Source organism: bacterium, assembly GCA_029210545.1.
Classification (GTDB): Bacteria; BMS3Abin14; BMS3Abin14; order BMS3Abin14; family BMS3Abin14; genus JARGFV01.
The window spans coordinates 1-10,415 of sequence record JARGFV010000091.1 but is presented as its reverse complement, the minus strand read 5'-3'; the positions used below and the strand labels follow the sequence as shown (position 1 = coordinate 10,415).

Below are 10,415 nucleotides of genomic sequence, written 5' to 3'. Positions count from 1 at the left end.
TAAGGAAAGGGAAAACGACGCTTTTCCCTTTCCGTGGAGCGAAAAGTCCCGGATTGGACTTTTTGCGACCCTGTCAGAGTTTGATTCTTTAATTTCGGGATCGTTTTTACTCAAGGAGGAAAGCAGATTATGGAGATCACAGGAATTGAACTGATCCGCGCAGCGGCTCTTCTGGGTGCGGGTGTGTCCATGGGGTTTGGAGCCATCGGCCCCGGCATCGGCGAGGGTTTTGCCGCCGGCAAGGCTTGCGAAGCTATCGGAAGAAACCCCGACCAGGCGGGCCTTCTCACCAGGACCATGCTTGTCGGGCAGGCGGTTGCCGAGTCCACGGGTATCTACGCCCTTGTCATCGCCCTTCTCCTGATCTTCGTTGTCAAGGGTTGATGGACTGGCAGAGTGGCTCGAAGAAAAATTTTCAAGGTTGTCAGGGGCAGGTTCCAACGACTGTCGGCACGGGAAAAACGGTTGACAGTCAAAGCGTCTTCTAATAGTTTGAGGGTCGCTTTGACATACAATATTTTGTATACAATGAGCCGGAGGCCGACTTGATCAGCGTTAACTTTACCTTATTGGTCCAGCTTGCCAACTTTTTGATTTTACTGGTAATTCTCAACTACCTGCTTTTCAGGCCCGTTCTTCGCGTCCTGGACGAAAGGGAGGCTCTCGTCAAGGAGTCCGCCGAAATGAAAAAGCGGCTGGGCGGCCTTGCACAGGAGACTATCGAGGAGTACGAGTCCAGGCTGCACAGCGCCAAGCTGAAAGCCATGGGGATCAGGACCTCCCTTCGAAACGAGGCCCTTGGCGAGTTCCGAAGGGTCCTCCTGAAGGCCCGGGAAGACAGTGACGCGGAGTTCGAGAGCGCCAGGAAGAAGATCGCTGAACAGGCCGAACTTTCCAGGCAGGCCCTTCAGGGTGAAGCGAACTCCCTCGCCCAGGCTATTATAGCCAGGCTGGTGGGGAGGGCGTTGTGAGGACAACCATGAAAATTTTGATGCGACCTGCCCCTGGGCGGTTTGTTCTGGTTCTGGCCGCGGCCCTGGTGCCCGTGCTGGCTTTCGCCGCTACCGGCGGTGAAGGAAACGAGGGCGGGGGCAAGGCCATCTACGACCTGGTCATGCGGATCATCAACTTCGCGGTCCTGGTAGGCGCTCTCCTGTACTTCGCCCGGAAACCGGCTGTGGAGGCCGTCCGCAACAGCATCGAGTCGGTACGCACCATGATCCGGAATGCCGAGGCGGCACGCAAGGAGGCCGAGGTCCGCATGAAGGAAGCCGAGGATCGGCTGGCCGGGGTGGACAAGGAGATCGAGGAGCTCATCGCCAACGCCAGGGAAGAAGCGGAAGTGGAGAAGGCGAGGATTTTATCCGACGCCGAGGCCTCGGTGGAAAAATTCAAAGTAGAGGCCGCGGCGGCCATTGAACAGGAACTCAAGAAGTCCCAGGATATCCTGACGCGGGAGGCGGCAGCGGCTGCCGTGGCCCTGGCTGAGGAGATCATCAGCCGGAAGGTAACCCCTGAGGACCACCAGAGGTTTGTCGCAGAATATCTGGAGAAGCTGGAGGCCAACCAGTGATCGGGTTCGTCCTGGCAAAACGTTATGCCAAGGCGGTTATCGGCCTGGCGCAGGAAGCCGGCTCTGTAACCGAGGTCGGGCAGGAACTGGAGCAGATCTCCGGGCTGTTCGCCGAAAACCCGGACCTGGTCAACGTATTTTCGGATCCCACCATAGCCCATAAGATCAAGGAAAAGGTCCTGGAGGAGATCCTCAGAAAAGGGAGCATCCAGGAACTGACCATGCGGTTCATCCACGTTCTCAACGAGAAGAACCGGATCCTCGGCATCGGTGAGATCTCACGGTCGTACAGGGATCTGTCGGACCAGCTGACAAACCGAACCAGGGCCATGGTCGTTTCGGCCTCGAAACTTGAAGACAAAGAGAAGGACAAGATAAAGGAGGCCCTTTCCAGGATATCCGGAAAGGACGTCATCCTCGAGATCGAGGAGGACGAGAGCCTGCTCGGAGGCGTGGTCGCCTACATGGGCAGCCAGGTCTACGACGGAAGCCTCAAGAACCAGTTGGCGTTGATCAAAGACAGCCTCAGCAAGGGGAGATAGGTCGCGATGCAGATAAGAGCTGAAGAGATAACCGAGATTATCAGGAAACAGATCGAGGGGTTTGAAAAGACGGTTGACGTCAAGGAGACAGGGATCGTCCTGTCCACCGGTGACGGGATCGCCCGTGTTCACGGCCTCGAGAACGCCATGGCCGGTGAGCTCGTCGAGCTGCCCGGGGAGGTCTTCGGGATGGTGCTCAACCTCGAGGAGGACAACGTGGGTATTGTCCTTCTTGGTGAATATCAGCTCATCAAGGAAGGCGACATCGTCAAGCGCACCGGGCGAATCGTTGAGGTCCCCGTCGGGAAAGGCCTGCTCGGCAGGGTGGTCAACGCCCTGGGCCAGCCCATCGACGGCAAGGGCCCCATCGAGGCCGAAGCCACCCGCCTGGTAGAGGTTATCGCACCCGGTATCGTCAAGCGCCAGCCGGTTAAGGAGCCACTCCAGACCGGCATCAAGGCTATCGATTCCATGATCCCCATCGGCCGCGGCCAGAGGGAGCTCATCATCGGCGACCGCCAGACAGGCAAGACGGCTGTGGCCATCGACACCATCATCAACCAGCAGCACTCCCCCGACCCGGTCATCTGCATCTACGTCGCGGTGGGACAGAAAGCGTCTACCGTGGCCCGTGTCGCCCGTGACCTGGAAGAGCAGGGCGCCCTGGAGTACACCATCATCGTCGCCGCAACCGCCAGCGAGCCGGCCCCCCTGCTTTTCCTCGCACCCTTCGCCGGGTGCTCCATGGGCGAGCACTTCAGGGACAACGGTCAGCACGCCCTGGTTATCTACGACGACCTTTCCAAGCACGCCGCCTCCTACAGGCAGCTTTCCCTGCTTCTCCGTCGCCCCCCCGGCCGCGAGGCCTACCCCGGGGACGTCTTCTACCTCCACTCAAGACTTCTGGAGCGCGCCGCCAAGATGAGCGACGCAGAGGGTGGGGGCTCCCTGACGGCCCTGCCCATCATCGAGACCCAGGCCGGTGACGTTTCGGCCTACATCCCCACCAACGTCATCTCCATCACCGACGGACAGATCTTCCTCGAGTCCGACCTGTTTTTTTCGGGCATCAGGCCCGCCATCAACGTGGGCATCTCGGTATCCAGGGTCGGCGGTTCCGCCCAGGTGCGCGCCATGCGGCAGGTGGCAGGCCGGCTTCGCCTCGAACTGGCCCAGTTCCGTGAAATGGCGGCTTTCGCCCAGTTCGGGTCGGATCTTGACAAGGCGACCCAGATGCAGCTGGCACGGGGCGAGAGGCTGGTGGAGATCCTCAAGCAGGGCCAGTATGTGCCTCTGCCGGTGTCCAAGCAGGCTGTCCTCATCTATGCTGCCACCAACGGACACATCGACGGCTACCCCGTGGAAGCCCTGGGCAAGTTCGAGGTTGAGCTTTACCACTTCATGGACAACCGTTATGGCGAGCTCATGCAAGAACTGGCCGAGAAAAACGAGTTTACCGACGACATCAAGGGCAGGATGGACGGCGCCCTTGCCAGGTTCAAGGAAGAGTTCGTTTACGGATAGTGAGCAGAGCGAGCGGAAGACTTCGACCCTAAGGAGAACAGAGACAACACATGAGCACCCTGAGGGATATCAAGCGGCGGATCACGTCGGTCAAGAACACCGAGCAGATCACCAAGGCCATGAAGATGGTGGCGGCATCAAGGCTTCGCCGTGCCCAGGAAGCCATCCTGGCGTCGCGGCCCTATGCTCACAAGATGCTGGAGGTTCTTTCGAGCCTCGCCCTGAGAACCAACCCCCAGGCCCACCCTCTCCTCGTTACAAGGGAGCCGAAAAAGGTGGACCTGCTGGTGGTGACCTCCGATCGGGGGCTTTGCGGAGCGTTCAACTCCAACATCATCCGGCGGGCCGAGCGGTTCATGAATGAGCACCCGAACTGGGAGTTCACCCTCCACCTCGTCGGCCGGAAGGCTTCCGATTACTTCAAGCGCCGGGATAGAAAAATCCGGAAAGTGTCCCTGAACATCCTTTCCGACATCTCGTTCTCGCACGCTGCCGCCATCGGAAACGACATGGTTGAAAACTACCTCAGCGAGGAGTTCGACCAGGTCTTCATGGTCTATAACGAGTTCAAGTCGGCTATCCAGCAGAAGGTCATCGTGGAGCAGCTGCTGCCCATCAAGCCCATGGACATCACGGAAGAGGTCAACGCGGTGGAATACACCTTCGAGCCCTCCGAGGAAGTCCTTCTAAAAGAGCTCCTGCCGCGGCACATCAACGTCCAGGTATACAGGGTCTTCCTGGAGTCGATAGCCAGCGAGCACGGTGCCCGGATGACCGCCATGGAGGCGGCGAGCAAGAACGCCGAGGAGATGATCGACAAGCTGACCCTCCTGTTCAACAGGACACGCCAGGCTGCGATAACCACCGAGCTCATCGAGGTTGTCAGCGGCAAGGAAGCGATGAAATAAGCCGGCCGTAGCCATGGGGCCACGGCTGTATGAGATACCAGCAAAGAACACGAGACCTCATTAACAAGGGGGAACACTCCGTGAAGAACATCGGCAGAATCACACAGATCATCGGGCCCGTTATTGACCTTGAGTTCGAGCCCGCCAAACTGCCCGCCATCTACAACGCCATCAGGATCCGGGCGGAATCCGGGGGGCGGAAGATCGACCTCATCACCGAGGTCCAGTCCCACGAGGGCAACAACGTCGTCAGGACAGTGGCCATGAGTTCCACCGACGGTCTTATCCGCGGGATGGAAGGCGAGGACACAGGCGGACCCATCACCGTTCCGGTGGGAAGGTCGACCCTGGGCCGCATCATGAACGTCACGGGCGATCCCGTTGACGAGATAGGGCCCATCGAGAGCGAGGCGCGCTGGGCCATCCACCGGGAGGCGCCGAGCCTGGAGGATCAGAGCACAGAGACCGAGATCCTCGAGACCGGCGTCAAGGTTATCGATCTTCTCGAACCCTACGTCAAGGGCGGCAAGATCGGCCTGTTCGGAGGCGCCGGTGTCGGAAAGACCGTTATCATCATGGAGATGATCCACAATATCGCCATCGAGCACGGCGGCTTTTCGGTGTTCTCGGGCGTCGGTGAGCGGACCCGTGAGGGGAACGACCTCTGGCTCGAAATGAAGGAGTCCAAGGTCCTGGACAAGGCGATCCTGGTCTACGGCCAGATGAACGAGCCTCCCGGAGCCCGCCTGCGGGTGGGACTTTCGGGCCTTACCGCAGCCGAGTACTTCCGTGACGAGGAAGGCCAGGACGTGCTCCTCTTCGTGGACAATATCTTCCGGTTCACCCAGGCCGGTTCCGAAGTTTCGGCCCTCCTGGGACGGATTCCCAGCGCCGTGGGATACCAGCCCACCCTGGCCACAGAGATGGGCGAGATGCAGGAGCGGATCACCTCCACCAGGAAGGGGTCCATTACCTCGGTGCAGGCCATTTACGTTCCCGCTGACGACCTCACCGACCCGGCTCCGGCGACCACCTTCTCGCACCTTGACGCGACAACGGTCCTCTCACGGCAGATCTCCGAGCTCGGGATCTACCCGGCCGTCGACCCCCTCGACTCCACATCACGGATCCTTGACCCAAGGATCGTTGGCGAGGAGCATTACAATACGGCCCGAGCGGTCCAGCAGGTCCTCCAGCGGTACAAAGACCTCCAGGACATCATCGCGATTCTGGGCATGGATGAGCTCTCCGAGGATGACAGGCTTATCGTCTCCCGGGCCCGGAAAGTCCAGCGGTTCCTTTCACAGCCGTTCTTCGTGGCCGAGCAGTTCACAGGCACCCCCGGCAAGTACGTCAAGCTGGAAGACACGATCCGCGGGTTCAAGGAGATCGTCGAGGGAGTGCATGACGACCTGCCCGAGCAGGCCTTCTACATGGTGGGAACCATCGAAGAGGTCATCGAGCAGGGCAAGAAGCTGGCCGAATCGGCCGCCTGATCGGACTAGACCATGGCAGAAGCTACCAGCGGAAAGATTATGCTCGAGATCGTCACGCCGGAAAGAGTCGTCGTCTCGGAAGAGGTGGACGAGGTCGTCCTTCCCGGTATCGAAGGGGAGTTCGGAGTCCTCGAGGGGCACATCCCGTTCCTCACCACCCTCAAGGTGGGGGAACTCGTCTACCGTACCGGGGGCAAGGCTGAGCACCTGGCTGTCTCCTGGGGATACGTGGAGGTGACAGGAGGCAGCGTCAAGGTCCTGGTGGAGGCCGCCGAAAGGGCCACCGAGATCGATGTGAACCGGGCGCGCATGGCTCTGGAAGAGGCCGAGAAGATGCTCACCGCCGGCAAGGACGACCCGGATTACGAGAGGGCCAAGGTCCGCCTGGAAAAAGCAGTGATAAGGGTCCAGGTGGCTGGAAAAAAATAGAGGCGAGTCCAAGAACCAAAATCCAGGATCCAGGAAAAGGGCGCCTTGCGAAAAGCGCTCTTTCTTTTTGGGCTGTGTTTACAACCCATTGTTTTCAATTGTTTTTAATGGGGTGCCACATGGCGAACCCGCTCATTCTTCTTGGATATTAGATCTTGGATCTTGGATCTGTTTTTATCATCTCTCTCCCTTTGACATTTAAAGTCTGGTGCCTATAATAGGCGTCTGTTTCACGAAGAACAGCATTACGGGATGTGGCGCAGCTTGGTAGCGCGCATGGTTCGGGACCATGAGGCCGCGAGTTCAAATCTCGCCATCCCGACCAGAAAACAAAAGGCCCGGCTTTGTGCCGGGCCCCTTTTTTTCTGGTCGGAAGTCCAGAGTCCAGAGTCCAATATCCAGAGTGGGGAAACAGGTTCCGACTGCCTTCCGCACGGACCCCAGACCCCAGATCATTGTTGTTCGACCATTACCATTACTATTACCATTACCATTACTATTACTTGACCTTCCCCCTTCTCCTTCATATCCTGAATCGTTATGACCCTTAACGGCTTTCTGACTCTCAAGGGAATCTTCCTGGCCACTGACCGATGCTATATTTTCTAACCTTCGGGTTTTTCATCCTTTATCTCGCCTTCCTGGGCACCCTGGTGTGGCTGTTCGTGCACCGGTTCCTGGCTCCCAGGATCGAGGCCGGCCGGGCTGAGGCTACCGTGATCTTCTACATGACCATGATCGTGTCCCTTATCTTTCTTATCCTGGTGAACTACCACACCGGGTTCCTGTCAGAGATCTATCTTTTCTTCGACGACGCCTTATTCGACGGTCAATATACAAGGAGACCCCCCGGTGGACTGCGATGAGTTGAGGTCAGCTCTTTTCCGGGAAGGCGAAATACCCCTCTGGGGACGGATGCTGGGAAGCGGGTTCGTTACCTGGACGTTTTAAAAGGGTGAGGTCTGCATCCGGGAGTGATCGCCGGGGTGAGGGGTGCGGGTGGGTAGCTGTTCCGGCTGCGGTTGCCAACCGTGCGGCGTCTGCGGGTACGTCAATGAAAAGGTGTTCGAGACGGTATCGAAAGCGGCAGACGGCGTGTGGGGGAGCGCTCCAAGGCTCTTCAGCCAGGGAGGGCCCGACGGACCGGCTCGATAAGCAGGGTCGCGAAGACCACCTTGAGCAGATCGCCCGGAAGAAATGGCACCATCCCCATCATCATCAGGGTCCCGGCACCCAGATTCTTCTCCTGAACGATATGGAGGTTCAGCCCCAGCCACGGGACCCCTACCAGATAAATGACAAGGGTACCGGAAACAAGGGCCACCAGTCTGCGGAAAGTCCCGTATCGGCCGTCCGGAGGGATGATGAGACCCACCACCATCGAGGCCAGGGGAAAGGAGAGGAGAAAGCCAAAGGTGGGTGACAGGATATATTGAGGTCCGCCGCCGCCGGTGAACAGGGGAAGGCCGGAGAGCCCCAGCACGATGTAGCTCGCCATGGCGGCAGCGCCCACCCAGGGACCGAGAATGGCGCCGGACAGCAGGACGAAAAGGGTCTGAAGGCTGATGGGAACAAGCCCGATGGGCAGCCTCAGGTAGGCTCCCGCTGTCGTCAGGGCCACGGTCAGGGCCACGAGCACGATGTCTTTCGTTCTGGACCGGGTCATGCGCTTCTCCATGACTGATTGATTTGAGTTGGTTGGTAATCTAATATGGGGGCGACATGAAGTCCAGAAAAATAGTGCAGCCCAAGGCCCAAGGCCCAAAGGGGTTATGCAAAAAGTTGCGGTTCCAATAGGTTTGACCTTTACTTTGGCCATTGGTCTTTGGTCTTTGGACTGGTATTCGCCGTGCCGGTGATCGCCATCACCGGAGGTCTGGGGTCCGGCAAGTCCACGGTTCGTGAGATCTTCGAGGAGTTCGGGGCCAAGGGTGTCGACACCGACGAGATCGCCCGACGGGTGATCCAACCCGGGACGAGAGGGTCCCGGATGGTCCGGGAGGCCTTTGGAGACAGCTTTTTTACTCCGGAAGGTCAAATGGATAGAAAAAAGATGGCCGGTCACGTTTTCTCTGACCCATCCCGGCGTGAAAAGCTGGAATCGATCCTGCATCCCCTGATCAGGGAAGCGGAGGACAAGGTCGTGAGGGAACTTCTGAGGAAAGACCCCGGCGCGGTGGTTGTGGTGGAGGTTCCCCTGCTGGCGGAGGGGGATCGAGCAGGGCACTACGACGGTGTCGTCCTGGTGACGGCCCCTGAAGATGTGCGTATGGACCGCCTCGTAAGGTCTGGCAGGTATACTCGCGACGAGGCGGCTTTGCGCATGGCCCACCAGGCAGACGACCGGGAGAGGGAGCGTGTCGCTTCCTGGATCGTTGAGAACAGCGGCCCCGTGGGGAAGACAAGGTCCCAGGTCCGGTCCGTGCTCGACCAGATGGTTTAGCGTATGGGGCAGGCTGACAGACCTTCCGGTTGGTTGGTCGCCCGGCTTTCTGCTATAATTTCAGCATAATCGGATGCACCTTTCTTGCAACCGCATGCCATCTTCGCTCGACGTGATCACCAGCATTGTGCGGACGCATCTGTTTTTCACTCATGTTTCTGATCGGAAAGGAGGCAGGCTGTGAATTCGACAAACGAACTGGACCTGATCCGGGGGATCCTCGAAAAAGTTGATTCATCCCTTACCAGCGAGGAGATCCTGAGCCTTGCCCTCCAGGGCATCAAGGATTCCTTTGATTGCCTGGCCGTGGCCATCATCCTGGTGGATGGGCGGGCCGGCACCTTCAAGGTCGTCAACGCCAAGGGGTGGAGCAATGAATTTGTCAAAAAGTTTCACTCCGGCCCCTTCGAGGGGCTGATCAGGGAGATGGCAGGCGCCACCACCAGCTTCATCATGACCAGCGAGGACGAGCGTGCCGGGAGCCCTGGCTATACATTCGAGCACACATTTGCCTCCCTCCTGGCCATGCCCATGGGGATCCGCGGCAAGCAGGTGGGGTTCATGTACCTTTCCAGCGGTGATCCGGACGGCTTTGCAAAAGATCGTGAAACGATCATAAGGGACCTGGCCAACCTGTGTACCCTGGTCCTGGACCATGGCAGCCTCGGCGACAAGGTCCTTTCCTTATCCAATATCGACCCCATGACAGGGCTTTACACCTTCAAGTTCTGGCACGAGGAGCTCCACAGGGAGGTGCAAAGAGCTGAAAAACTGGATTCCAAAATAGCCCTCATGGATATCCGTCTCAACAAATTCAAGGAGTACAACGCCATGTACGGTCACCTCAAGGGAGATGAATTTCTCATGGCCATATCGGATATCATCGATGGCGAGGTGTGCAGCCTGGACGTGCCGTGCCGGGTAGGGTCAAAGTGGCATGTGCTCCTTGTAGGGGAGGAAGAGAAGGCTGCCCGTGAGATCGCCGAGAGGATCATCGAGGCCAAAAACAGGCTGCCCATCCCGAGTGATCCCCCCACGACCCTGAGTATCGGTCTTTCCATGTACAGCGCCGAAGGGGAGAAGGCCCTTATCAGCAGGGTCGATGACGCCCTCATGGAGGCCCGCAGGCAGGGGGGCGATGCCTGTCACGTCAAATAAATAGAGGTTGACAAGCACATCGGGTGACGCTAAACAGGTGTCACTCACTTTGTCGCGTCTGAACCTGCGGCGATCTACCCGATCCAGTAGACCGACACCAAGACAAACCCCTGCGGAAATCCGCCATGTCCCGTCCTGAAGCGGTTGCCCTTATAGGTCCGGAACGCTACCTCATACCAACCGCGATGCGGTTAAAAGTTGATGGACTCGCAAAAAGTCCATCAACGCGCCCCGCGCGGGGCGCTCAAATCAATGACCCACACCCTAAGTCATTGATTTGTGAGGAAAGGGAAAACGACGCTTTTCCCTTTCCGTGGAGCGAAAAGTCCCGGATTGGACTTT

General features: G+C 58.4%; 12 protein-coding genes and 1 tRNA gene. 12 read left to right on the top strand and 1 reads right to left on the bottom strand.

The window, feature by feature from the left end; translation table 11 throughout:
* The first annotated feature begins 129 nt into the window (after window positions 1-129).
* The 10 genes from atpE to P1S46_09540 all read left to right on the top strand — a co-directional run bounded on the left by atpE (window position 130) and on the right by P1S46_09540 (window position 7,338).
* Window positions 130-384 (top strand): ATP synthase F0 subunit C, encoded by a 255-nt coding sequence (gene atpE / locus P1S46_09585; GenBank protein MDF1536732.1) that lies wholly within the window; start codon window positions 130-132, stop codon window positions 382-384.
* 161 nt (window positions 385-545) lie between these two features.
* On the top strand, window positions 546-971 hold the full coding sequence (locus tag P1S46_09580) for a hypothetical protein (GenBank protein MDF1536731.1): 426 nt from the start codon (window positions 546-548) through the stop codon (window positions 969-971).
* Between the two features lie 8 nt (window positions 972-979).
* Window positions 980-1,573 (top strand): ATP synthase F0 subunit B, encoded by a 594-nt coding sequence (locus P1S46_09575; GenBank protein MDF1536730.1) that lies wholly within the window; start codon window positions 980-982, stop codon window positions 1,571-1,573.
* Entirely contained in the window at window positions 1,570-2,115 is a 546-nt protein-coding gene (gene atpH / locus P1S46_09570) for an ATP synthase F1 subunit delta (protein MDF1536729.1), read from the top strand. Before P1S46_09575 ends, atpH begins: the two co-directional genes overlap by 4 nt.
* A gap of 6 nt (window positions 2,116-2,121) precedes the next feature.
* Window positions 2,122-3,639 (top strand): F0F1 ATP synthase subunit alpha, encoded by a 1,518-nt coding sequence (gene atpA / locus P1S46_09565; protein MDF1536728.1) that lies wholly within the window; start codon window positions 2,122-2,124, stop codon window positions 3,637-3,639.
* A 50-nt stretch (window positions 3,640-3,689) separates the two neighbouring features.
* Window positions 3,690-4,547: an ATP synthase F1 subunit gamma gene (gene atpG, locus P1S46_09560; protein ID MDF1536727.1), complete on the top strand. Its 858-nt coding sequence runs from the start codon at window positions 3,690-3,692 to the stop codon at window positions 4,545-4,547.
* Between the two features lie 80 nt (window positions 4,548-4,627).
* A complete protein-coding gene (gene atpD, locus P1S46_09555; protein MDF1536726.1) occupies window positions 4,628-6,043 on the top strand; it encodes a F0F1 ATP synthase subunit beta in 1,416 nt (471 codons plus the stop codon).
* Between the two features lie 12 nt (window positions 6,044-6,055).
* Window positions 6,056-6,472 (top strand): F0F1 ATP synthase subunit epsilon, encoded by a 417-nt coding sequence (locus P1S46_09550; protein ID MDF1536725.1) that lies wholly within the window; start codon window positions 6,056-6,058, stop codon window positions 6,470-6,472.
* Between the two features lie 248 nt (window positions 6,473-6,720).
* Window positions 6,721-6,797 (top strand) — tRNA-Pro (locus P1S46_09545).
* A gap of 268 nt (window positions 6,798-7,065) precedes the next feature.
* Complete coding sequence (locus tag P1S46_09540; GenBank protein ID MDF1536724.1) at window positions 7,066-7,338, top strand: hypothetical protein; 273 nt, start codon at window positions 7,066-7,068, stop codon at window positions 7,336-7,338.
* A 254-nt stretch (window positions 7,339-7,592) separates the two neighbouring features.
* Here P1S46_09540 and P1S46_09535 read toward each other — a convergent pair whose 3' ends face one another.
* Window positions 7,593-8,138, bottom strand: coding sequence for a biotin transporter BioY (locus P1S46_09535; GenBank protein MDF1536723.1), 546 nt, complete (start codon window positions 8,136-8,138; stop codon window positions 7,593-7,595).
* Window positions 8,139-8,321: 183 nt separating this feature from the next.
* Between P1S46_09535 and coaE the strand changes: the two genes are divergently transcribed.
* Both coaE and P1S46_09525 read left to right on the top strand, forming a co-directional pair.
* Window positions 8,322-8,915 carry a dephospho-CoA kinase gene (gene coaE / locus P1S46_09530; GenBank protein ID MDF1536722.1) on the top strand — a complete coding sequence of 198 codons (594 nt, stop codon included), beginning with the start codon at window positions 8,322-8,324 and terminating at the stop codon, window positions 8,913-8,915.
* 180 nt (window positions 8,916-9,095) lie between these two features.
* The gene (locus P1S46_09525) at window positions 9,096-10,073 is read left to right on the top strand and encodes a sensor domain-containing diguanylate cyclase (GenBank protein ID MDF1536721.1); all 978 of its coding nucleotides are present in this window, start codon (window positions 9,096-9,098) and stop codon (window positions 10,071-10,073) included.
* Window positions 10,074-10,415: the final 342 nt, after the last annotated feature.

What these genes read in the sequence shown, in the direction of transcription:
- P1S46_09535 (MDF1536723.1), bottom strand. Translation starts at nt 8,138, where the DNA reads ATGACCCGGTCCAGAACGAAAGACATCGTGCTCGTGGCCCTGACCGTG.
- P1S46_09550 (MDF1536725.1), top strand. Translation starts at nt 6,056, where the DNA reads ATGGCAGAAGCTACCAGCGGAAAGATTATGCTCGAGATCGTCACGCCG.
- atpG (MDF1536727.1), top strand. Translation starts at nt 3,690, where the DNA reads ATGAGCACCCTGAGGGATATCAAGCGGCGGATCACGTCGGTCAAGAAC.
- P1S46_09575 (MDF1536730.1), top strand. Translation starts at nt 980, where the DNA reads ATGAAAATTTTGATGCGACCTGCCCCTGGGCGGTTTGTTCTGGTTCTG.
- P1S46_09540 (MDF1536724.1), top strand. Translation starts at nt 7,066, where the DNA reads ATGCTATATTTTCTAACCTTCGGGTTTTTCATCCTTTATCTCGCCTTC.
- atpA (MDF1536728.1), top strand. Translation starts at nt 2,122, where the DNA reads ATGCAGATAAGAGCTGAAGAGATAACCGAGATTATCAGGAAACAGATC.
- atpE (MDF1536732.1), top strand. Translation starts at nt 130, where the DNA reads ATGGAGATCACAGGAATTGAACTGATCCGCGCAGCGGCTCTTCTGGGT.